Below are 21,563 nucleotides of genomic sequence, written 5' to 3' on the forward strand. Positions count from 1 at the left end.
ATTTGCCGCCGATGTCAGGTCCGGGACGGGCTTAATTACGTAACATGCTCTAACGTAATTGTGCGTAGCGCACGGCAGTGAGGGAATGCGATGAAGGTCGATCTGAGGTTGGACGCGGGATCGACGCAGGTCGTGGACCGGGCGCGAGAACTCGTAAGGCTCGGGGCGGACGGTCTGTTCACCTTCGAAGGTCCCAACGACATCTTCGTGCCGCTGACGCTGGCCGCCGCGACCGTGCGAGCCGACCTGATGTCCAATGTCGCGATCGCGCTGCCGCGCAGCCCCTTGCATCTCGCGCACACCGCCTACGACCTGCAGACCCTGAGCGGCGGGCGATTTCGCCTCGGTCTCGGATCGCAGGTGCGTCCGCATATCGAGAAACGTTACGGCGCACAGTGGTCCGAGCCGGTGGCGCGGATGCGTGAGACCGTGCTCGCGATCAAGGCGATCTTCGACGCCTGGGAAGGGCGTTCGGCGTTGCGCTTTCGCGGACGGTTCAGCACGCACACGCTGATGCCGCCGATGTTCGATCCCGGACCGAACCCGTACGGTCCGCCCGAAGTCTGTCTCGGCGCGCTCGGCCCGCGGATGACCCGGGCCGCGGCCGAGGTCGCCGACGGCCTGCTGGTGATGCCATTCAACAGCGCCAGGCACTTTCGGGAACGGACACTGCCCGCCGTCGCGGACGGCCTGGCGCGCGCCGGACGGACGCCCGCGGATCTGCGGATCTACCCGCAGGTCATCGTCGGCGTCGGCCGCACCGACGCGGAACTGGCCGCCGCGGCGACGGGCGTGCGAGAACTGCTGGCGTTCTACGGTTCCACGCCCGCCTATCGGCCCGTGCTGGAGGTCGAGGGGTGGGCGGACCTGCAGCCCGAGCTGAATCTCTTGTCCAAGCAAGGTGATCGGGCCACCATGGCGAGCCTGATCGACGACACGATGCTCACCACCCTCGCCGTGCACGGCACGCCCGAGCACTGCGCCGCGTCGATCCTGGATCGGTACGGGGCAGTCGCCGAGCGGGTGTGCTGCTACTTTCCCGGCTATCCCGTGTCGGATTCGCATGTCGCGGAACTGGTTCGGGCCTTACAGGGCGGTACCGCGTGAGCGAGGTCCTGGCCCGGGTCGAGGACGGCGTCGCGATACTCACGCTGCATCGACCCGAGCGGCGCAACGCGTTCACGAAACAGATGGGAATCGCGTTGGGGGAGTACTACCGTGCCCTCGACGCCGATGACGCGGTGCGCGTCGTCGTGCTCACCGGCACACCGCCGGCCTTCTGCGCCGGCGCGGATCTGTCCGGCGGCGCGGACACGTTCGCCGCCAGTGCCGACCCGGGTTTCAGTGCGTCGCCGGTAGTGCCGCCGGCGTTCGAACTCGGCAAGCCGGTGATCGCGGCGATGAACGGCCACGCCATCGGCATCGGCTGCACCCTCGCGATGCAGGCCGATATGCGCATCGCCGCCACCGACGCCAGCTACGCCGTGCCGCAGGTCCGCTTCGGTCTGGTGCCGGATGCCCTGGCGCACTGGACGATTCCACGGATCGCCGGTGCCGCCGTCGCCGCCGAAATCTTGCTGACCGGCCGCAAACTCGACGGCCCCGAACTGGTCCGCCTCGGCCTCGCGAGCCGCACCCTACCCTCCGCCGAAGTCCTGCCCGCTGCCCTCGCCATGGCACGCGATATCGCCACCAATGTCTCCCCGACCTCGGCGGCCCTGTGCAAGAAACTGCTGTGGGACACCGCCCGGCACGGGTTCGACCCAGAGCGTGTGGCGGAGCTGGAAACCGAGCTGCACCACCGGGTGATGGGCTCGCCCGACGCCGTCGAAGGGGTGCGGGCGTACTTGGAGCGGCGGGAACCGCGGTGGGCTGGACGGTTTTCGGCGGGGGAGTCATAGTAGGCAGTCTGCTGCCGATATTCGTCGCCCCGTCGCCGGGTCGGTTCGTTGCCGGGTTGCCGGGTTGCCGGGTTGCCGGGTCGCCGGGTCGCCCCGTCGCCGGGTCGGTTCGTTGCCGGGTTGCCGGGTCGCCCGTTGCCCCGTCGCCTCGTTGCAGGGTCGCCCCATCGCCGGGTTGCCCCGTTGCCGGGTTGCCCCGTTGCCGGGTCGGTTCGTCGCAGGGTTGCCGGGTCGCCCGGTCGGTTCGTTGGCCGGTCGGCTCGTTCGCTCTGTCGGCTCGGGGGCTCGTCGGGCTCGTGGGCTGGACAGCTGGTGGGCTCGCTGGCTGGGCGGCTTGTCTGGTGGCTCGTTTGCTAGCGGGCTGGTGGCGTCGTCAGCCGGTGGTTTCGTGGGCTGCCGGGTTTCGGGGGACTCGACGGCCCGTCAGGTTTCGCGGTGTGCGGCAATGACGTACAACGCTTCGGCGAGGGCGTCGGCGAACCCGTCCTGTTCATCACCGCCGCGCACCAGGGCATGGAAAGTCGTGGTACCGGAAAGGATTTCGAACAGGACATCGGGGTCCGCACGCTGGGTCAGCTCGCCGCGGGTGAACGCGTGCTCGAGCAGTTCGGCGAAGGCCGCGCGCACCGGCGCGCCGATCGCCAGCAACCTGCGGCGCGCCTCCTCGGTCTGCGAATCCGCCAGCAGCCCGGGCACTCCGGCGCGCGCCGCCGGACTCGCCGCACGGGCGAGAAAGATCCGCACCCAAACCCCGAGGTCCGCACGCAGGTCACCGGTCGGCACCGGCAGCGGATGCCCGCCCGGCCCATGCACCGCCTCCTCGAGCAACGCCTCGCGGCTGGGCCAGCGCCGATAAATCGCCGGCGCACTCACCCCCGCCCGCCGCGCAATCGCCACCACCGTCGTCTGCTGATACCCCACCTCCGCCAACAGCCGCCGCGCCGCCCCTAACACAGCCAGATCCTTCTCAGCATCCCGAGGCCGCCCCGGCCGAGCCCGCGCATCCGAGGTCACCTCCGAATAATAGGCCGCCACCGCGCTTCACCGGCGCATCGAGGCGGCGGCCTTTCCCAACGGATGGTCACGTCGCACCCACGGCGACGTTCAGGTCGACGGCGCTCCACCCGCCGCGGCCGACCGACAAAGCCCCGCAAAGATCGGCGCCGCCCCCGCACGCTGGTCAACTGATCACCAGGTAATGGTGGCGGCATCGCCCGAGAGCCCAACACCACCATTACCTGGTGATCAACTGTCCAGCAGCAGGGACTGCCCGCTTTCGCTCGGCCGGCTGACCGTCAACGCGATGGTCGCCGCGAATCGCCTGCGCAGGGTCGAGTTCAGGTAGAGCGGCGATCCGACCGCGGTTCCGCTCGACGCGGGGCAGTAGTCGAGTCGGGAACCGCAGGACCTCCTGAGCACGTCATCCGTGTTCACCTCACGCAGGACCCCGTCCCCGAACTGTCCGCCGCCCGGCCCGACGCGCTGTGGCGCAGACGGGAGCGCGTCAGTACGTGGGCGAGAATCTGGAAGAAGGGTTGTATTGCGGAAGCAAGTCTTCCGCAATGGGGTGGAGGGTGGTGCTCATGACAAACACAGCGATTCATCCTTTCCGTATCGAGATCTCGCAGGGCGAGTTGGAGGATCTGCGGGCTCGGTTGAGCAGTGCGCGGGTGCCGGTGGTGGTGCCGGGGACCGAGGGGGATTGGGGGCGGGGGATCGCGCCGAGCTACCTCGCGGAGTTGGCGGCGTACTGGCGCGACGAATTCGATTGGCGGGCGCAGGAAGCGAAGCTGAATGCGTATGACCAGTTCACTACGGAGATCGACGGGCAGACGATTCATTTCATCCACGTTCGATCGGCGGTGGAAGGGGCGGTGCCGCTGTTGATCACGCACGGGTATCCCGGATCGGTGGTGGAGTTCGTCGATCTGATCGGACCGCTGACCGATCCGGCGGCGTACGGCGGCGACCCGGCGGACGCGTTCCACGTGGTGATTCCGTCGCTGCCGGGGTTCGGCTTCTCCACGCCGCTGGCCTCGACCGGGTGGGAGCTGGCCCGCACGACCGACGCGTTCGCCGAGCTGATGACCCGGCTCGGGTACGAGAAGTTCGTGGCACAGGGCGGCGACGTCGGTGCGGGGGTGACCTCGAGGCTGGCCGCCGTGTATCCGGAACGATTGATCGCGACCCATGTGAACAGTGATCAGGGCACCCTCGGGCTGGTCGGTGAGCAGTTGCCGATCCCGGAGGGCCTCAGCGCGGACGATCTCGCGGCGATCGAGGAGGCGCGGGCGAGCTGGGCCGAACAGAAGGGGTACCTGGTGCTGCAATCCACGCAGCCGAACGCGATCGCGGCGGCGCTCACCGATTCGCCGATCGCGCAGCTGGCGTGGATCGCGGAGAAGTTCCAGGCGTGGACCGATCCGGGGCAACCTGCGGGTGAACGGGTCGACCGGGACGTGCTGCTGACGAACATCAGCATCTACTGGTTCACCCGCAGCGGCGCTTCGGCTGCTCAATTTCTGTGGGAGACTGCACATTCGGGCATGGCGTGGGCGGCTCCGTCGGGCGTCCCGCAGGGGTGGGCGATCTTCAACACCAGCCCGTTGATGCGTCGGGTGATGAACCCCGGCGGCTACCTGGAGCATTTCACCGAGTACACCTCGGGCGGGCATTTCGCGGCCTTGGAGCAGCCGGAGCTGTTCCTCGAGGATGTCCGCGCCTTCTTTCGCAAGTATCGTGGCTGAACCGATCGGCGGGGCGTGTGGGTGCGCCCCGCCCGGTGTACGTCGCAGCGCGTACGTGCGGGCGAGCCGCAGAGCGGATGTCCGGCTGTACCCGTCGACCTACGGTTTCCCCTATGACTTGGAATGAGCTGGGCGCGAGCAAGTTCGCGCTACTGACCACCTACAAGAAGGACGGAACGCCCGTCGGCACCCCGGTGTGGGTCGCTTCGGACGGGGATCGCATCGTGGTGTGGACGAACCCGAAAACCTGGAAGGTGAAGCGTATTCGGCGCAATCCCGCGGTGACGCTGCAAGTATCGGATGCGCGGGGACGCCCGAAAGGTGACGAGGTGTTCGCCGGCACCGCCACGATCCTCGACGCCGCCGGCACCCAGCGGGTCCGCGACCTCGTCGCCCGCGAGTACGGTCTCGTCGGCACCCTGGTCATCAAGTTGCACAAGCTCTTTCGCGGAGCGGACGGTTCCGTCGGCCTCGCCATCGCGCCGACCCGGTGATCGCCGGGTCGCGGCGGTGCCCTCCCCTCGGCATCCCGCCGCTGCCGACTGGTCGCATTGTTCACTGCTGATACTCGGTTGAGCCCACCACCGATGCGGGCAGGGTTCCTCGCTGCTCACGCCCCTGGACGCGTGACGCGAACCGGGCGCGCCCGCTGCGATTTCAGGCCGACTCGGCGAGGCCCGCTGCGCGCCAGGTGTCGGCGAGGTCTTGCAGGGGCAGGTCCAGGACCATGCTCAAGGCGACGACGGTGCCGAAGGCGGGGGAGGGGAGGCGGCCGGTCTCGATCTTACGCAGGGTTTCCGGTGAAATGCCTGCTGCCCGAGCGACTTCGGTGAGGTCGCGCGCGGCGCGCGCGGCGCGCAGGGCGGCGCCGAGGCGGCGGCCTGCGTCGATCTGAGCCGGAGTCAACGGGAGGCGGACCATGGGAAACAGGCTAGTGTTGGTATTTAAATACCGCAAGTCCCCTATGGTGTGGTATTAAAATACCGTTCATATTGGGTATTTTAATACCGAAAGGGAAGCTCATGGTGGAGCTGAAGACGCCGGACGAGATCGCCCGGATGCGCGTGACCGGGCAGTTCGTCGCCGAGGTGCTCGCGGAGTTGCGCGTGCTGGCCGACGTCGGGGTGAACCTGCTCGAGCTGGAGAAGCACGTGCGTGAGCGGATCGGGCGGCGCGGCGCGCAATCCTGCTACTGGGACTACGCGCCCTCGTTCGGGCGCGGCCCGTTCCGGAACACCGTCTGCCTGTCGGTGAACGACGCTGTGCTGCACGGCCTTCCGTTCGACTACCGGTTGCGTGACGGGGACGTGCTGACCATGGACCTCGCGGTCGGCATCGACGGCTGGGTGGCCGACGCCGCGACGACGATCGTGGTCGGCACCGCCGACGAGGCGGATCTGCGGCTGATCCGCGCCACCGAGGACGCGCTCGCCGCGGCGATCGCGGTCGCGCTACCCGGCAAGCACATCGGCGACATCTCCGCCGCCATCTCCGCGGTCGCGCGCGACTACGGCTATCCGGTGAACACGGAATTCGGCGGTCACGGGCTCGGCCGCACCATGCACGAGGATCCGCACGTGGCCAATCACGGGCGCGCGGGCCGCGGCTATCGGCTGCGGCCCGGCCTGGTCATCGCCATCGAACCCTGGTTCGCCCGCACCACCGACCGCATCGTCACCGACCCCGACGGCTGGACGCTGCGCTCGGCCGACGGTTCGCGCACCGCCCACTCCGAACACACCGTCGCGATCACCGAGTCCGGTCCGCAAGTGCTCACCGCAGCCTGAGTTCGCGAAGGGCTGTGCGGGGCTACTCGCCCGCTGGGCCGGGAATGGCGAGCGCCGCAAAGCTACTCGTGCTCTTGGGCCGCGAAATGGTGAGTGGTGCAGAGGCGCTTGCTCGTGGGGGCGAGAATCGTGCGCGGCGCCGGGTTGCTCGCTGACGGGGCTGGGAATGGCGAGTGGCGCAGAGACACTCGCATTCCTGGGTGGCGATAGGTGAGTGGCTGAGGCCTGGGTTGCGGAAGGGCGAGTGGCGCAGGGCCACTCGCCTGTCTGTGACTACTCCGATGTGCCGAGCCAATCCTCGAGGTCGTCGGCGATCTTCAGGTGGGTCGCGACCTCGGCGCGTTCGTCGGCGGAGAGGTCGAGTGCTGCTATCTCCTTGCGTAGTTCGTCGGCGCGGGCCGGATCTTCCATGGCCACCGCCAATTCGGTGAGTTCGGCCAGGACGTGGGCCTTGTCGAGGGTCGGCGCGGTCGCGCCGAATCGGCGCAGGCCGGCTTCGAGGGTCTTGCGCGCCGCCTCGTCGTCTTCCTTGGAGAAGCGCAGGATCCGGGCGTTGTCCAGAATCCGTTGCAGCCCTTGGAGTTCGCGCGAGCCGCCGTACTCGAAATCGGGTTCGTCGCGTTGCAGGTAGGTGACGCTGTTGCCGCCGGGATCGACCGTGGTGAACCGGGTTTGGCCCGGGCGGAAGCGGCTGATCCGGGGCACTCCCTGCGCGGGGACCCGTCCGTAGCGTTCGCGCAGCGCGGTGCTGAAGGACGCGTGTAGCTCGGCCACCTCGTCGACCATGACCAGGCAGCCCATCTCTGCCTCGCCGACCTCCCGCTTGTCCTTCTTGTCGCGGTAGAAATGCAGCTCGTAGTCGTTGCGCTGCACTGAGCAGTAGACATACGGGGTGTGTTGCTCCCCGGTGACCTCGTATCCGAGGGTCCGATAGAACTCGAGCGTCTCGGCGGAGTTGCCGCCCCACATCACTGGCACAGCCGCGTCGCCCATCAGGCCTCCAAGCTTTGGTAATCAATTTTGACTAGCCCAGGTTAGGGCCGTTTCGCTGCGGAAGTCAAACTTGACTACTATGGGAAATTCCTATCTGAAGGAGGTTCGCCATGTCGGCCGTGCGCCTGTTGGTGCTGGGGGTGATGCGGTTGCGTCAGCCCACCTACGGCTACGCCGTGCGCCGCGAATTGCTGTCCTGGCGCGCCGAAACGTGGACGAACGTGAAACCCGGCTCGATCTATCACGCGCTGAAACAGCTGACGCAGGAAGGCAAGCTGAGCGCGTTCGGCACCGAGGGCAGCAGTGAAGGTCCGGGTCGCACGCTGTTCCAGATGACCGAGGCGGGCGAGGCGGAATTCCGCAAGCTGATGGACGAGGCGCTGGTCAGCATCGACATGGAGGAACTCGGCGCGGGCATCGCGTTCATGGACGCGCTGCCGCGGGCGCACGTGCTGGCGAAGCTGCGCGAACAGCGCCGGCGCAGCGAGGAGGTCCGCACCGGCCTGCTCGCGATGATCCCGGATTTCCCCACCCGCTACGAACAGCCGCACTCGACCGATCTGCTGGAACTGTGGAGCAGCGTGTTCGGGAACCTGGCGCAGTGGACCGACGGCCTGGTGGAAAGGATCGAAGCGGGCGAGTACCGAATGCCCGATTGAACCGGATCGGATTACGCTGCCCTTCATGACGAACACGCTGGGTGCTGTCGGCAAAGCCGAATACGTACTGCTGACCACGTACCGCAAAGACGGCACGCCCGTCGGCACCGCGGTGTGGGCGGTAGCCGACGGGGACAAACTCTATGTGTGGACGGTGACCGACAGCTGGAAAGTGAAGCGGCTCCGGCGTAATCCGGAAGTCACGGTGCAGCCGTGCAACGTCGCGGGGAAAACGCGCGGTGAGATCGTCAAAGGCACCGGGCGCCTCCTCGACCCAGCGGGCACCGAGCGCGTCCGCAAACTCCTGATGCGCAAGTACTGGTTGATGGGCCCGATCACCATCCTCGGCAGCAACCTGCGTCGCGGAAAGAAGGGCACCATCGGGATCGAGATCACGTTCCCCTGAACGGTCCTGGACGCACGGGTGGGCTGAGCCTGGTTCCGCCGAGCCCGGTTCTGCCGAGCCTGGCCATTCGCGCACCAGTTCTGTCTCCTCGCACCCCCTGTGGCCAGCCACAGGGGGTGCGAGGAGACGAAAAGGGTGCGGCTGTCGGTGATCTGCCGATCGGTGCGGTGCGGTCCGGTGGTCGGCAGACCGGCGGCTTGCCCACCGCTGGGCCTTTCCGCCGTGGGCGCGCCCTTACGTAGCCTGACTCACCGAGGACATGTGGAAATCGGGAATGCGCAACGGTGGCATGGCCGTTCGGGTGAACCAGTCCTTCCACTCGCGAGGGAGGGTGATTTCGGTGGTGCCTGCTTCGGTGACTCGGCGGAGCAGGTCCAGTGGACTCTCGTTGAAGCGGAAGTTGTTGACCGCGGCGGTGACCTCGCCGTTCTCCACGAGGTAGACGCCGTCCCGGGTGAGGCCGGTGAGCAGCAGGCTCGCCGGATCGACCTCGCGGATGTACCACAGGGTGGTGAGCAGCAGACCGCGCTCGGTGCGCGCGATCATCTCGTCGAGGGTCGTCGCGGCACCGCCGGTGAGCAACAGGTTGCCGCCGGGAACGGTTGCGGTGGTACCGAATTCGGCGGCGGTGGCGCGCGGATAGATCAGCGACTCGATGACGCCGTCCCGGATCCAGTCGACCCGTTCGGCGCTCAACCCGTTGTCGAACACCGACATCGCTTGCGACGATGCGGAAGTGGCGACGAACGGCCGATACTCCAGCCCGGCCGCGCTCGGGTCGGAGTACAGCGTCAGCGGAATATCGCTGAGCCGCTCACCGATTCGCGTACCACCGGCGCGCGAGAATGCAGTATGTCCCTCGTGCGCGCCGCGCCCCTCCATCTGCCAGTGCAGATAGATCATCATGTCGGCGACCGTGGACGGCGGCATCAACGTCTCGTAGCGACCCGCGGGCAGCTCGACCTTGCGTCCGGCCCAGTCCAGGCGGCGCGACAATTCGGCCAGCAGGGCGGGGACGTCGACATCGGTGAAGTCCGCGGTGCCGACACCGGCCCAGGCGCTGGCGAGATCCGTTCCCGCACCGCGCTTTCCGTTGATCTCCACCGAACCCGTCGGCTGGGTGAACCGGCGGCGCACTCCCGTTGAGGTGCCTAACCAGGTGGTGTGCACCGTGTGATGCGCGAATCCGTACAGCCGATCACTGCGGTCGAAACCCGCCGAGAGGCCACGCGCCAGGTCGGTGAACACCTCGATGCCGGTGCTGCCCGCGGGATCGGCCCAGTCCTCGGCCGGTCGGTCCGAATCCAGCAGCGGCATCGCGTCTTCGGCGGGTGCGGCGGCACGGGCCGCCTCCTCGCTGCGGCGCACCACCGCTTCGATCTCCGCCGGGTCGACACTGGTCGACCCGATGGTGCCGACCCGTGCGGCGCGCGGGCCGTCGCGGAAGATCGAAATCACCGCCCAGTCACGGTAATTCGACGATCCGTTGGTGGTCATCGAATTACCGGCCCAGCGCAGCGATGCGTCGTGCGCGTCGGTGACGATCACCATGGCCTCGTCGGCGCGGGACAGGGCGAGCACACGCTCGACGACCTCGCCCGCGGCGATGATGGTCTGCTGGCTCACTGCCCCGCCTCCGTCCGGGTGTTGAGAATGTTGATGCCGCGCACCAGCACCGACGGGCAGCCGTGGCTGACCGCGGCGACCTGCCCGGGCTGGGCCTTGCCGCAGTTGAACGCGCCGCCGAGCCGCCAGGTGGACGGTCCGCCGACCGCTTCCATCGCGCCCCAGAAGTCGGTGGTGGTGGCCTGGTAGGCGACGTCGCGGAGCTGGCCGTCCAGCTTGCCGTCGCGAATGCGGAAGAACCGCTGACCGGTGAACTGGAAGTTGTAGCGCTGCATGTCGATCGACCACGACTTGTCGCCGACGATGTAGATGCCGTCCCGCACCCGGGAGATGAGTTCCTCGGTGCTGGTGTCGTTTTCGGGATCGGGCTGCAAGGAGACATTGGCCATGCGCTGGATCGGCACGTGATGCGCCGAATCCGCGTAGGAGCAGCCGTTGGACCGGTCCAGGCCCAGGCGCGGCGCGAACACGCGGTCCAGTTGGTAGCCGACGAGCACGCCGTCGCGCACCAGATCCCAGCGCTGCCCGGCCACGCCCTCGTCGTCGTAGCCGACGCTGGCCAGGCCGTGCGGCTCGGTGCGGTCACCGGTGACGTGCATGATCGGGGTGCCGTATTGCAGCGTGCCGAGCTTGTCCGGGGTGGCGAACGAGGTACCGGCGTAAGCGGATTCGTAGCCGATGGCGCGGTCGTACTCGGTGGCGTGGCCGATGGATTCGTGGATGGTCAGCCACAGGTTGGTCGGGTCGATCACCAGATCGGTCGGGCCGGGGGTGACGGTCGGCGCCTGCACCTTCTCGGCGAGCCAGGACGGGATCCGGGCCAGTTCGTCCGACCAGTCCCAGGTGCCGTCGGCGCCGGTGACGTACTCCCAGCCGCGCCCCACCGGCGGTGCCAGCGTGCGCATGGTCTCGAACACGCCCGCCGCCGAATCGACCGTGGTCGCCTCGAACTGCGGATGCAGCCGGACGCGCTGCTGGGTGATCTTCGAGCCCGCGGTGTCGGTGTAGAAGGTCTGCTCTTTCACCTGCAACACGTAGGCCGTGACGTGGTCGACGCCGTCGGCGCCGGACAGGCGTTCCGAATAGTCCTGCAGCAGTGCGACCTTCTCGGTGGTCGGCACGGTGAACGGGTCCACGTCGTAGGCGGAGACCCAGTGCACGTCGTCGTAGATCGGTTCGTCCGCGAGTTCGACCCGTTCGCGGTTCAATGCGCGCAGCGTCGTCGCGACCGTTACCGCGGTGCGCGCCACCTCGGCGGCGGTCGCGGGGGTCAGCGCGGCATGCGAGGCGAAACCCCACGTGCCGTCGACGATCACGCGGACCGCGAAACCGAGTTCGATGTTGTCGGTGATCGCCTCGACGCGCCCGTCGCGCAACCGGATCGTCTGCGTCACCAGCCGGTGCACGCGCAGGTCGGCATGCTCGGCGCCCGCGGCGCGCGCCGCACCCAACGCGGCGTCGGCGAGCGCGGTCAGCGGCAGCTCGAGAAACTCTGCGTCCACATCCTTGGAAGTCGCGATGCTCACCCAGCCCAACCTAGTCCCTCCCGCCCCACCACACCCCGCGCCACCCCGCGCAAACCTGCACCCCCTGCAAACATGCACCCCCGCACCCCGCACCCCGCACCCCGCACCCCGCACCCCGCACCCCGCACCCCTCCGAAACCCCCACCAGCACAGCACGACCGGCTCCCGCGCAGTCGAACGCCCACCCCCGGCCGTGTCACCTGCGACGCCCAAGATCCATACCAGCAGCGCCCCAACCCCACGCTGCCCGCCGCGTTCGTGCCCGCGCTGCCATCGCAACGCGTGGTTTCGCTCGAGTCGGCACAGCGCGGAGCCGACCACCGCTCCTGGCCATGGACGCGCCACGGGCCGACGCCTGCGGATCGCGGCGAATCAATCGCGTCCCCGCACCAGACGCACCGACGGCCGCTCACGCAGCCCCCGAACGTAAGCCCCCACTGGTCAATTGATCACGAGGAACTGGTGGCGGCATCGGCCGAGAGCCCGCCGCCACCGGTTCCTCGTGATCACTCGTCCAGCTCCGACCCGGGTGGGCGGGGTCAAAGGTGCAGGGGCGCAATGTCAAAGGTGGGGGAGTCGGAACGGCACGCGCGAAACCCGCGCATACCACGCCTGTCTCACGAAATGCCGTACTGTGCCCGCGTGCCGCCATCCGCCCTCCGTGACCGCAAACGCGAACGTACCCGCCGTGCGCTGCTCGAGGCAGCCGTAGACCTTTTCGAGTCCAGAGGCTACGACGAGACGACGGTGGCCGATATCGCGGCGGCGGCCGAGGTGGGCACGCGCACCTTCTTCAACTACTTCGCCAGCAAGGAAGAACTGCTCTTCCCGGAGACCGACGAGCGGGTACGGGCCGCGGTGGCCGCGATCGGCAGCCGCCGGCCGGGGGAGCGTCCGGTCGAGGTGTTACTCCGGGCGTTACGCGCGGCCGGTGACAATCCCGGCGAACATCTCGTCGACGATCTCAGCGCCCGGATCGCCGCATTGCGCGCGCAGGTGTCGCGCACCGTGCCGTCGGTGAGCGGCCGGGCCGCGCACGCACAGTTGGTGGCGCAGCGCGAGATCGCGCGTCAGTTGCATGCCGCGTTCCCCGCCGAACTGGACGAGGTGGGGGCCGCCGCGCTGGTCGGCGCGGTCGTCGGCGCGGTGTCCGGCGCGCTCACCGTGCTGTTCCAGCAGCCGATCAACGGCGCGGACGACGGCGAGCGACTGCACCGCCAGATCCACGAGACCACCTCGCGGGTGCTGAAGCCCTGGCTCGCCTCGCAGGTCGAGCCGATCGGCTGATCAGCCGAACTGCTGCCAGCCCAAGCGGATCACCATCGCGACCACCACCACGAGCAGCACGACGCGGACGAATTTCGCGCCGTTGCGCAACGCCATGTGCGAGCCGACGATCGCGCCCGCCACGTTGCCGACCGCCATGGCCGCGCCGAGCAGGAACAAGATGTGGCCGGTGAGCCCGAAGAAGATCAGCGCGCCCACATTGGATCCGCAGTTGATCACCTTCGCCATCGCGGCGGCCCGCACGAACTCGGTGCCGAGCAGTGTCGCGAACGTGATGATGAGGAAGGTGCCGGTGCCGGGGCCGAGCAGGCCGTCGTAGAAGCCGACGAGTCCCGCGGCGAGCGCGATGGTGAGGATCACTTTGCGCCGGGTGGGCGCGTGCGTGGCGAGCGTGACCCCGATCGAGGGGCGCAGCGTGACGAACACCGCGACGCCGACCAGCACCACCATGACGATCGGAATGAACAGGTCCCGGTCGATCAATGAGACTGCGGCAGCACCGGTTCCGGCGGTCACCGCCGCGATTCCCGCCGCGGGCACGAGCACCCGCCACTGCATCGGCACTTTTCTGGCGAAGGTCAGCACCGACGCCGCGGTGCCCGCGACGGCGGCGAGCTTGTTCGTGCCGAGCGCGGTCTGCGGCGCGATGGTCGGTGCGACGAGAAACAACGTCGGCAGAATGATGAGCCCGCCGCCGCCGACCACCGCGTCCACCCAGCCCGCGGCCGTCGCCGCGGTTATCAACACCGCCCAATCACCGATCTGCACGGGGCAAGCCAACCAGGTGGTCGGATGCGGGCCAGTCAGCAGTCCAGTTCGTCGCACTCGGCGCGCGGGTGCGCCCCGGGGAGGCCGCCCCGACCTAGGGTGGACGGGTGCGCCGGTTCAGCCTGTGGCTTCGCGGGAAGCCCATCGTCTCGGATTCGATACTGGCGGCTGTCCTTTTACTGCTCGAGATCCTCAGCGTCGGGAACTCCACGCACAAGGTCGCCTTTCTCGCGGTCGGGGTATTTCTGCCGCTGCCGATCGTGTTGCGCCGGGTGTATCCGCGGGCGATGGCGGCGATCGCGCTGGTGTCGTCGCTGGTCGCGACGGCGGTCGCCTATGTGGTCGGCGACGATGCCGATCACATCACGCTGTTCAGTCTCGGGATCATGCTGTACACGCTCGTCGCCTACGTGGGCAGGCGGGAGGGTCTGTGGTTCGGGCTCGGCGTGGTGCTCGATTCGGTGCTCTCGAATCTGGCGCTGGACAAGCCCGCGGGCGGCGAGGCCGTCTTCACCGTCATGTTCTTCGCGTTGTGCTGGACGCTCGCGGAGTTCATCGGCGCGCGGCACGCCTATGACACCGAGGTCGCGGCCCGGCTCGCGGTCGCGGACTACGACAAGGAACGTCGCGCGCACGACGCGGTGTCGGCCGAACGCACCCGCATCGCCCGCGAACTGCACGACGTGGTCGCGCACGCGGTGAGCGTGATCATCGTGCAGGCCGACGGCGCGAAGTACGCGCTGCGGCGCGACCCCGACGCCGCCGAGCAGGCGCTCACCACCATCGCGGGGACCGGTCGCGAGGCGCTGCGCGAACTGCGCCGGACCGTCGCGCTGCTGCGGACCGAACACGCGCCCGACCAGCTGCCCCAGCACGGCACCGCCGGACTCGCCCGGGTGGTGGACATGATGCGCGGCGCCGGCCTCGCCGTGGAACTCGAATTGACCGGGGAGCTCGACGATGTCGCGCCCGAGGTCAGCCTCGGCGTGCATCGCATCGTGCAGGAGTCGCTGACGAACACACTGCGCCACGCCGGGCCGCATCCCAAGGCGTGGGTGCGGGTGCGCCGCCGCGACGCCGACGTGACGATCGACATCTCCGACACCGGCGGCGTCCCGTTGGACGAACCCGCGGTCCGGATCAAAGGCGGCGGAATGGGTTTGGTCGGAATGCGCGAACGCATCGCCGTGCTCGGCGGCACGCTGGAGACCGGTCGCGCCGCGGACGGGGCGTGGCGGGTGCAGGCCACGATCCCGCTCGCGCCCGGCTTGCCGGAATAGGTTGGCAGGCCGTCGGCGGGCCCGCGCACGTTAGATTAGGTGCGTGCCGATCACCGTTCTCGTTGTCGACGACCAGGAACTCATGCGCATGGGGTTGAAGATGGTCCTCGGCGCGCACCCCGACATCGAGGTGATCGGGGAGGCGGCCAACGGAGCGGCCGCGGTGAGCCGGGCCGCCGAGCTGGTACCCGATGTGGTGCTGATGGACGTGCGGATGCCGGTGGTCGACGGCGTCACCGCGACCGCGCGGATCGTCGAGGCGGGGCACGGCTGCCGGGTGCTCGTGATGACCACCTTCGATCTCGACGAGCACGCGCTGGGCGCATTGCGCGCGGGCGCGAGCGGCTTCCTGCTCAAGGACACCCCACCGGAGGACCTGATCTCCGCGATCCGCAGCGTCGCCGCCGGTGACGCGGTCGTCTCGCCGAAGGTGACCAAGCGCCTGCTGGATCGGCTCATCGCCGAGGACCCCGCGCGGATGCGCGACCCGGGCGTGCTCGAGGTGCTCACCGCCCGCGAGCGCGAGGTGCTCGAACAGATCGCGGCGGGCCGGTCCAACGCCGAGATCGCCGAACAGCTGTATCTCTCCGAGGCCACCGTGAAGACGCACGTCGGCCGCGTGCTCACCAAACTCGGCCTGCGCGACCGCGTGCAAGCGGTGGTGCTCGCCTACGAGACCGGTCTGGTCCGTCCGGGCGGTTGATCCCCGTCGCCCGGTTCACCCCGGCTGGGCGACCGACAAACGGCTACGCAGCGTCGGCAGTCCGGGCCCGGTCAGATCATCGCAGTAGGCGATCCGGCCTGCCATCGCCATGACCAGTGCGATGGTCGTCCCGTGCACCTCGGGACCGGTGCCGATCTCGAACGGGCCGTCGGTCGCCGTCACGCGCAGCCCCGCGATCGCGCTGTGGCCGGACACCGTGAAATCCCGGCTCGCGTAGAACTGGGCCACCGCGGTCGCGGCCGCCACCGCGGGCTCGCGCGGCAATCCGAGCGGACGCCGGATGTCCTGCGCGTGCACGACCACCTCGCCGAGCCAGGCCGCGGTATTGCCGAAGGTGGCGGTGGTGCTGGTGCCGACCGCTCGGAACCGGTCCAGCGTTTCGGCGGGTGTCGCGCCCCGATGCGCGGCCAGCAGCCGATCGTTGTGCAGCGCGAAATCGAACCGGGCACGCAGTGCGCTGAGCACCCAGCGGATCCGGCCGACACTAGCCGCCGCGGTCAGGTGGGCGAGCACCTCCTCGACCGTCCACTCCCCGCACAGTGACGGGCTCGCCCATTGCGTCTGGTCCAATTCGGCCAGATCCTCGGCCAGCGCCGCGCGCTCGGCATGCGTCATCGCCCAGATCTCGGCCCGCGACAGTTCGTTCGCCACCCGTCCTCCTTCGTCCGGCGTTGCCCGCCGTTCCGTTGTTCCACTGCTACGGACGGCCTGAACGCCGTGAACTCATCGGCGGCGCGGGTCTCATGGGACTCTCAGGCGGATTCGGGAGAAAAATTGCGGGCCTGGACGTTGGATCGGGTAGATCGTCCGAAAGGAACGCCATGCCCGCCCTGGTATTCGTGCTCTATGTGATCACCGAGATCGCCGCCCTGGTCGCCGTCGGCCAATGGCTCGGCGTGATACCGGCCATTCTGCTGCTCATCGCCGGATCGGCGGCGGGCATGCTGCTGGTCGGCTCGCAGGGACGGCGGGTGTTCGAGCAGTTCCGCCGCGTCGGCCGCGGCGAGATCGCGCCGGGTACCGCGGTCGCCGACGGCGCGCTGGTCGCGGCGGGCGGGTTCCTGATGTTCGTGCCCGGCCTCGTGACTTCGCTGATCGGCCTGTTCCTGCTGCTGCCGCCGACCCGATTCCTGGTGCGGCCGATGGCCGCCGCGTTCGCCGCGCGCCGGGTCGCCAAGTTTCAGGCCGCGATGCCGTATCGGGGCGTGGTGATCGACGGTGGCGAAGTCATCGACGGCACTGTCGTGCACCAGTACTACGACGACGGACAGGGCAACGCGCGCCGCGCCATCACCAACCCCTGACCATCCGAATTGTCAAAGGGTGGTAGCGCCATTACCAACGAGTAGTAAAGACACGCCAGCGCGCTAGGGATCCCGCTGAAAAGCGGCTACGGTGACGCGATGGCCACCGAGCAACTCACCATCACGGTGAGCGAAGAGCTGGCCGCCGCGGTGAAACGCGCGGCGGCGGCTGCGGGACAATCGATTTCCGGGTTTGCGGCCGCCGCGTTGCGGCTGGAACTGATCGCCGTCGAGGCGGGTTGCCCGCCGGGTTCGCCGTACGGTCCCGGCGACGCGCCGCCGCGCTTCGCCGACGTGATGACGGTACTGGCCCACGCCGAGGACGTGCGGCAGCCCGTACTGAACGGCTGACCCGAAAGCCCGAATCGGGCATACGGCAGACTGGGTTCTCGTGAGTGAGCGTAGCGAGCGAACCAGTGACACAGCGTGCGTATGCACGACGGAACCGAGCGTCAGCGAGGTGCAGTCGTGAATACCCAGTTGCTCATCGGCGGTCGTATCTACAGCTCCAGTTCTCCGGACGCGACGGCGATGGCGGTGGCCGACGGCACCGTGGTGTGGCTCGGCGCGGAACAGCCCGGGCGAGCACTGCATCCGGACGCCGAGATCATCGATCTGGACGGCGCGTTCGTCGCGCCGGCGTTCGTGGACCCGCACGTGCACGTCACCGCGCTGGGACTGAAACTCACCGGACTCGACCTGTCCGTCGCCCGTTCGCTGGAGCACTGCCTGACCTTGCTGCGCGATTTCGCCGCGGCGCGGCCCGAGGGTGCGATCCTCGGTGACGGCTGGGACGAGACCACCTGGCCGGAGGGCAGGCCGCCCACGGTCGAGGAGATCGACAAGGCCGCCGGGGCCCGCCACGTCTACCTGTCCCGGGTCGACGCGCACTCGGCGGTGGTGTCGTCCGCGCTGCTGGACGCGCTGCCGCAGGTGCGCGCGGCCGACGGGTTCACCCGCGGCGAGCCGGTCCGGGCGGCGGCGCACCACCTGGTGCGGACCACGGTGCTCGCGGAACTCGATCGCGCGCAACGGGATCGGGCGCGGGCGGCGGCGCTGGACCACGCGGCCGCGCACGGCATCGTCGCGGTGCACGAATGCGCGGGGCCGGAGATCTCCGGTCGCACCGACGTGCGCGAACTGCTCGAATTCCGGCACGGCGTCGAGGTGCGGGCGTACTGGGGCGAGGCGGTGCGCAGTGCCGAACAGGCGCGCGCACTGGTGGCCGAACTCGGCGTGCACGCGCTCGGCGGCGATCTGTTCGTCGACGGCTCGTTCGGTTCGCACACCGCCTGGCTGCGCGAGGACTACGCCGACCAGCCCGGCACCGGCCGGTCCTATCTCGACGCCGAGGCCATCGCCGCGCATATTCGCGCCTGCACGGAGGCGGGCATCCAAGCGGGCTTCCACGTGATCGGCGACGCCGCCATGGACGCGGTCGTGGCCGGATTCGACCGTGTCGTAGGCGAATTCGGCGGTCCGGCGGTTGCGGCGCTCGGGCACCGGGTGGAGCACGCCGAGCTGCTGGATGCCGCGCAGATCGGCAAGCTCGCCGCGTGGGGTGTGCTCGCCAGCGTGCAACCGGGATTCGACGCGGCGTGGGGCGGCGCGGACGGCATGTACGCGGCGCGACTCGGCGCCACCCGGGCCGCCGCGCTGAACCCGTTCGCCGCCATGGCCGCGGCCGGGATCGCACTGGCTGTCGGTTCGGACGCGCCGGTCACTCCGCTCGATCCCTGGTCGGCCGTGCGCGCCGCCGCCCACCACCGCACCCCCGGCCACGGACTCTCTCCGCGCGCCGCGTTCGCCGCCGCGACCAGGGGCGCGTGGCGCGCGGGCGGAGTCAGGGACGGAATCGCAGGCACCCTGGTACCCGGCGCGCCCGCCTCCTACGCGGTCTGGGACGCCGACGATCTGGTCGTCGCCGCAGCGGCCGACTCGGTACAGCGCTGGTCCACCGACCCGCGCTCCCGCGTGCCCGGACTGCCACCCCTGCAACCAGGTTCAGCGCTACCGCAGTGCCTGCGCACCGTGCATCGCGGCGAAACGATCTACACCGCGTGAGGTCGGTCATCGAACGCGTGTCCGGCTTGCCCGCCGCAGCCGGGGTCGGTACTTCCGAGGTGTGTGGATTGCGGAGAAGCGATGTGTGCGGCGTGCGGTCGGCGGCGGTCATGCAGCGTGTGTCCGGAATGCCTGCGGCGAGCGGGTTCGGCGTCGGGAAAGTGATTGCGGACTGTGCGGCGCGGCGCAACGGCTTTCGCGGCGTGGGCTCGGTGGCGGTCCTCGAGCGCGTGTCCGGATTGCCAGCTGCCGCCGGGCGCGGTGTTGCCGGGGTGCCCGCGCACCGTGCGGCGCAACGCAACGATTCATGCGGCGGGCGTTCGGTGGGGGATCAGCGAGAGTGCGCCGTCGTGCGCGGGAAGGTTACGCGGGGTGCGTGAGCCGATGTTGGGTGTGCTGAGGCGGTTTCCGGTGTTGTCGCGGGCGGTGGGCTCGATCTGCGCTGGGCTGTTGATCTTCGGGAGTTTTCCGCCGCGACCGTGGTGGTTCCTCGCGCCGCTCGGTCTCGCGCTGCTCACGCTGGTGGTGCGCGGCAGCGGGCGACTCCGGGCCGGGTTCGGGTACGGATTCCTGGCCGGTCTGGCGTTTTTCGTGCCGCTGCTGCCGTGGACCGGCATCTACGTCGGTCCGGTGCCGTGGTTGGCGCTGTCCACGGTGTGCGCTGTGTATATCGGCCTGTTCGGCTTGCTGGCACGAACGGTGGGACGACTCCCGGGCTGGCCGCTGTGGGTGGCGCTGGCGTGGGCGAGCGCCGAGTGGGCGCGTTCCAGTTTCCCCTTCGGCGGATTCCCCTGGGGCCGTTTGGCCTTCGGGCAAGCCGACGGCTGGTACCTACCCCTCGCGTCGCTCGGCGGCGCCCCCTTCGTCAGCTTCGCGGTGGCGCTGACCGGCGCGGGCGCAGCCGCTCTGGTCCTCCAGTTGCGCGTGATCTATGCCGATGCACGGCCTGCTGCTGAGCCCCGCGCCGACGAGGTCACGTTCGGCGAGAACACGGCCGGAGACGGCAAGGGAATCACGGCAGACCGTAGCGGTGCGGCCGCCACCGGTGCGAGTGCTCGCACAGCCGGAGTCGGTGGCAGCGAAGCCGTTGCTGACGCGAGTGTGGTCGCGGGCGGCGGGATTACGCCCAGAGTCAGTGGGAGCGAAGCCGTTGCCGGTGCGAGTGTGGCTGCTGCTGGCGGGAGTGCGGCCGTTGCCGATGCGAGTGTTGCTGCGGCCGACCGCGATTCCGCGGGTGGTGGTGCCGAGCTGTCGGCGGGCGCCGTTGCGGCGGACCGAGCAGACGCCGCGGTGCACGCTGCCGACGAGCCGCCGGCGGGCCGGGCGCCGCAGCCGATCGCCGGATCCCGCCGGGCCGCGTGGCTCGGATGTGCCGCCGCTGCGGCAACTCTCGCGGTTCTGCCGTTGGCGGGGCTGCTGCTCGGGGCGACTCTGCCTGCGCCGGATCAGGGGGATCGGGTGATCACGGTGGCGGCGATTCAGGGGAGTGTGCCGCGGCTCGGGTTGGACTTCAATGCGCAGCGGCGGGCGGTGCTGGACAATCACGTGCGCCGCACCGAGGAGCTGGCGCAGGCGGTCGCGGCGGGGGCGGCGAAAAAGCCGGATGTGGTGATCTGGCCGGAGAATTCGTCCGATATCGACCCGCTGCGCAACGCCGACGCGGCGGCCCTGATCACCCGGGCGTCCGAGCGGATCGGCGCGCCGATCCTGGTGGGCGCGGTGCTGGTGAACGGCGATCGGACCACGACCAACTCGGTGATCGTGTGGAACGGCGCCGCGGGCCCGGGGGAGCGCCACGACAAGAAGATCATCCAGCCCTTCGGCGAGTACCTGCCGATGCGTTCGTTCTTCCGGCTGTTCTCCGAATATGCCGATCGCGCCGGATATTTCGTGCCGGGCCACGGCGACGGTGTGGTCCGTGCGGCCGGTGTCGACATCGGCGTGGCGACCTGTTACGAGGTCGCCTTCGATCGCGCGTTCGAGGACGCGATGCGCGCGGGCGCGCAGCTGCTGACCGTGCCCACGAACAACGCGACGTTCGGCGACAGCGAGATGACCTATCAGCAGCTGGCCATGTCGCGGGTCCGGGCGGTCGAACACGGCAGGGCGCTGGTGGTCGCGGCGACCTCCGGCGTCAGCGCGATCATCGCGGCGGATGGCACTGTGCAGCAAGAGAGTCCGCAATTCGTGCCCGCCGCGCTGGTCGCCCAGCTACCGCTGCGCAGCAGCAACACCTTCGCTACTTTTGTTGGGCCGCTGCCGGAACGGGTGTTCGTCGCGCTGACGGCCGCCGCCGTCCTGGCTGTGTTGATCCGTCAACGTCGCGCCCGGCGCGCGCATGTGCCCGGGAAAAACGTGCCGCAGGTCACAGTGCGCGACTGAAAGTCGTTGCGGGGGCTAACCGGACCTCCGGTATTTTCTGTGATTGCTGTAGCCGAACCGTGATGTAGCGAGTTATTCGCACATACGCATTGTTGATGTTGTATTAGCT

At 69.1% G+C, this 21,563-nt stretch carries 22 protein-coding genes; 14 read left to right on the plus strand and 8 right to left on the minus strand.

Going from position 1 to position 21,563, the window contains the following annotated elements:
- Positions 1-90 precede the first annotated feature (90 nt).
- Both TY25_RS25325 and TY25_RS25330 read left to right on the plus strand, forming a co-directional pair.
- On the plus strand, positions 91-1,107 hold the full coding sequence (locus tag TY25_RS25325; RefSeq protein WP_042259911.1) for a TIGR03617 family F420-dependent LLM class oxidoreductase: 1,017 nt from the start codon (positions 91-93) through the stop codon (positions 1,105-1,107).
- Positions 1,104-1,901 carry an enoyl-CoA hydratase/isomerase family protein gene (locus TY25_RS25330; protein WP_042259913.1) on the plus strand — a complete coding sequence of 266 codons (798 nt, stop codon included), beginning with the start codon at positions 1,104-1,106 and terminating at the stop codon, positions 1,899-1,901. Before TY25_RS25325 ends, TY25_RS25330 begins: the two co-directional genes overlap by 4 nt.
- A gap of 423 nt (positions 1,902-2,324) precedes the next feature.
- On the opposite strand, the gene TY25_RS25335 is transcribed toward TY25_RS25330, so the two are convergent.
- Both TY25_RS25335 and TY25_RS25340 read right to left on the minus strand, forming a co-directional pair.
- A complete protein-coding gene (locus tag TY25_RS25335; protein WP_081869102.1) occupies positions 2,325-2,855 on the minus strand; it encodes a TetR/AcrR family transcriptional regulator in 531 nt (176 codons plus the stop codon).
- Positions 2,856-3,146: 291 nt separating this feature from the next.
- Positions 3,147-3,335, minus strand: a complete 189-nt coding sequence (locus TY25_RS25340; RefSeq protein WP_042259915.1) for a hypothetical protein — start codon at positions 3,333-3,335, stop codon at positions 3,147-3,149.
- Positions 3,336-3,484: 149 nt separating this feature from the next.
- Here TY25_RS25340 and TY25_RS25345 point away from each other — a divergent pair, with 149 nt between their 5' ends.
- Together TY25_RS25345 and TY25_RS25350 are read left to right on the plus strand one after the other, a co-directional pair.
- Entirely contained in the window at positions 3,485-4,648 is a 1,164-nt protein-coding gene (locus TY25_RS25345; protein ID WP_088606753.1) for an epoxide hydrolase family protein, read from the plus strand.
- A 113-nt stretch (positions 4,649-4,761) separates the two neighbouring features.
- A complete protein-coding gene (locus tag TY25_RS25350; RefSeq protein ID WP_042259920.1) occupies positions 4,762-5,142 on the plus strand; it encodes a PPOX class F420-dependent oxidoreductase in 381 nt (126 codons plus the stop codon).
- 163 nt (positions 5,143-5,305) lie between these two features.
- Here TY25_RS25350 and TY25_RS25355 read toward each other — a convergent pair whose 3' ends face one another.
- Entirely contained in the window at positions 5,306-5,569 is a 264-nt protein-coding gene (locus tag TY25_RS25355; RefSeq protein ID WP_029897649.1) for a helix-turn-helix transcriptional regulator, read from the minus strand.
- Positions 5,570-5,670: 101 nt separating this feature from the next.
- Here TY25_RS25355 and map point away from each other — a divergent pair, with 101 nt between their 5' ends.
- Positions 5,671-6,435, plus strand: coding sequence for a type I methionyl aminopeptidase (gene map, locus TY25_RS25360; protein WP_042259923.1), 765 nt, complete (start codon positions 5,671-5,673; stop codon positions 6,433-6,435).
- A 273-nt stretch (positions 6,436-6,708) separates the two neighbouring features.
- On the opposite strand, the gene TY25_RS25365 is transcribed toward map, so the two are convergent.
- The gene (locus TY25_RS25365) at positions 6,709-7,428 is read right to left on the minus strand and encodes a DUF8817 family protein (protein ID WP_042259925.1); all 720 of its coding nucleotides are present in this window, start codon (positions 7,426-7,428) and stop codon (positions 6,709-6,711) included.
- A 110-nt stretch (positions 7,429-7,538) separates the two neighbouring features.
- Here TY25_RS25365 and TY25_RS25370 point away from each other — a divergent pair, with 110 nt between their 5' ends.
- Positions 7,539-8,087, plus strand: coding sequence for a PadR family transcriptional regulator (locus tag TY25_RS25370; protein ID WP_042259927.1), 549 nt, complete (start codon positions 7,539-7,541; stop codon positions 8,085-8,087).
- 25 nt (positions 8,088-8,112) lie between these two features.
- The gene (locus TY25_RS25375) at positions 8,113-8,493 is read left to right on the plus strand and encodes a PPOX class F420-dependent oxidoreductase (protein ID WP_042259929.1); all 381 of its coding nucleotides are present in this window, start codon (positions 8,113-8,115) and stop codon (positions 8,491-8,493) included.
- Positions 8,494-8,727: 234 nt separating this feature from the next.
- Here the strand turns inward: TY25_RS25375 and TY25_RS25380 are convergent, their stop codons facing one another.
- Positions 8,728-10,104 (minus strand): metallopeptidase TldD-related protein, encoded by a 1,377-nt coding sequence (locus tag TY25_RS25380; protein WP_042260013.1) that lies wholly within the window; start codon positions 10,102-10,104, stop codon positions 8,728-8,730.
- 11 nt (positions 10,105-10,115) lie between these two features.
- Entirely contained in the window at positions 10,116-11,645 is a 1,530-nt protein-coding gene (locus tag TY25_RS25385; RefSeq protein WP_042259931.1) for a TldD/PmbA family protein, read from the minus strand.
- 642 nt (positions 11,646-12,287) lie between these two features.
- Between TY25_RS25385 and TY25_RS25390 the strand changes: the two genes are divergently transcribed.
- Entirely contained in the window at positions 12,288-12,932 is a 645-nt protein-coding gene (locus tag TY25_RS25390; protein WP_226887289.1) for a TetR/AcrR family transcriptional regulator, read from the plus strand.
- Here the strand turns inward: TY25_RS25390 and TY25_RS25395 are convergent, their stop codons facing one another.
- Positions 12,933-13,700 carry a TSUP family transporter gene (locus tag TY25_RS25395; protein ID WP_042259932.1) on the minus strand — a complete coding sequence of 256 codons (768 nt, stop codon included), beginning with the start codon at positions 13,698-13,700 and terminating at the stop codon, positions 12,933-12,935.
- Positions 13,701-13,807: 107 nt separating this feature from the next.
- Between TY25_RS25395 and TY25_RS25400 the strand changes: the two genes are divergently transcribed.
- On the plus strand, positions 13,808-14,980 hold the full coding sequence (locus TY25_RS25400) for a sensor histidine kinase (protein ID WP_042259934.1): 1,173 nt from the start codon (positions 13,808-13,810) through the stop codon (positions 14,978-14,980).
- A gap of 43 nt (positions 14,981-15,023) precedes the next feature.
- Positions 15,024-15,683, plus strand: a complete 660-nt coding sequence (locus TY25_RS25405) for a response regulator (RefSeq protein ID WP_014986103.1) — start codon at positions 15,024-15,026, stop codon at positions 15,681-15,683.
- 15 nt (positions 15,684-15,698) lie between these two features.
- On the opposite strand, the gene TY25_RS25410 is transcribed toward TY25_RS25405, so the two are convergent.
- Positions 15,699-16,355 (minus strand): maleylpyruvate isomerase family mycothiol-dependent enzyme, encoded by a 657-nt coding sequence (locus TY25_RS25410; protein WP_042259935.1) that lies wholly within the window; start codon positions 16,353-16,355, stop codon positions 15,699-15,701.
- A gap of 170 nt (positions 16,356-16,525) precedes the next feature.
- Here TY25_RS25410 and TY25_RS25415 point away from each other — a divergent pair, with 170 nt between their 5' ends.
- The 4 genes from TY25_RS25415 to lnt all read left to right on the plus strand — a co-directional run bounded on the left by TY25_RS25415 (position 16,526) and on the right by lnt (position 21,454).
- Positions 16,526-17,008: an FxsA family protein gene (locus TY25_RS25415; RefSeq protein ID WP_014986101.1), complete on the plus strand. Its 483-nt coding sequence runs from the start codon at positions 16,526-16,528 to the stop codon at positions 17,006-17,008.
- Positions 17,009-17,107: 99 nt separating this feature from the next.
- Complete coding sequence (locus TY25_RS25420; RefSeq protein ID WP_014986100.1) at positions 17,108-17,359, plus strand: ribbon-helix-helix protein, CopG family; 252 nt, start codon at positions 17,108-17,110, stop codon at positions 17,357-17,359.
- 81 nt (positions 17,360-17,440) lie between these two features.
- The gene (locus TY25_RS25425; RefSeq protein WP_042259936.1) at positions 17,441-19,072 is read left to right on the plus strand and encodes an amidohydrolase; all 1,632 of its coding nucleotides are present in this window, start codon (positions 17,441-17,443) and stop codon (positions 19,070-19,072) included.
- Positions 19,073-19,456: 384 nt separating this feature from the next.
- Positions 19,457-21,454: an apolipoprotein N-acyltransferase gene (gene lnt, locus TY25_RS44215; RefSeq protein WP_226887476.1), complete on the plus strand. Its 1,998-nt coding sequence runs from the start codon at positions 19,457-19,459 to the stop codon at positions 21,452-21,454.
- Positions 21,455-21,563 lie beyond the last annotated feature (109 nt).

The organism is Nocardia brasiliensis NBRC 14402 (genome assembly GCF_000308475.2).
Classification (GTDB): Bacteria; Actinomycetota; Actinomycetes; order Mycobacteriales; family Mycobacteriaceae; genus Nocardia; species Nocardia brasiliensis.

Excerpts from the sequence above, each read along its gene's own strand:
- lnt (WP_226887476.1), top strand. The coding sequence starts at position 19,457 with ATGTTGGGTGTGCTGAGGCGGTTTCCGGTGTTGTCGCGGGCGGTGGGC.
- TY25_RS25350 (WP_042259920.1), top strand. The coding sequence starts at position 4,762 with ATGACTTGGAATGAGCTGGGCGCGAGCAAGTTCGCGCTACTGACCACC.
- TY25_RS25415 (WP_014986101.1), top strand. The coding sequence starts at position 16,526 with ATGCCCGCCCTGGTATTCGTGCTCTATGTGATCACCGAGATCGCCGCC.
- TY25_RS25370 (WP_042259927.1), top strand. The coding sequence starts at position 7,539 with ATGTCGGCCGTGCGCCTGTTGGTGCTGGGGGTGATGCGGTTGCGTCAG.
- TY25_RS25425 (WP_042259936.1), top strand. The coding sequence starts at position 17,441 with ATGCACGACGGAACCGAGCGTCAGCGAGGTGCAGTCGTGAATACCCAG.
- map (WP_042259923.1), top strand. The coding sequence starts at position 5,671 with ATGGTGGAGCTGAAGACGCCGGACGAGATCGCCCGGATGCGCGTGACC.
- TY25_RS25375 (WP_042259929.1), top strand. The coding sequence starts at position 8,113 with ATGACGAACACGCTGGGTGCTGTCGGCAAAGCCGAATACGTACTGCTG.
- TY25_RS25355 (WP_029897649.1), bottom strand. The coding sequence starts at position 5,569 with ATGGTCCGCCTCCCGTTGACTCCGGCTCAGATCGACGCAGGCCGCCGC.
- TY25_RS25345 (WP_088606753.1), top strand. The coding sequence starts at position 3,485 with ATGACAAACACAGCGATTCATCCTTTCCGTATCGAGATCTCGCAGGGC.
- TY25_RS25420 (WP_014986100.1), top strand. The coding sequence starts at position 17,108 with ATGGCCACCGAGCAACTCACCATCACGGTGAGCGAAGAGCTGGCCGCC.
- TY25_RS25365 (WP_042259925.1), bottom strand. The coding sequence starts at position 7,428 with ATGGGCGACGCGGCTGTGCCAGTGATGTGGGGCGGCAACTCCGCCGAG.
- TY25_RS25325 (WP_042259911.1), top strand. The coding sequence starts at position 91 with ATGAAGGTCGATCTGAGGTTGGACGCGGGATCGACGCAGGTCGTGGAC.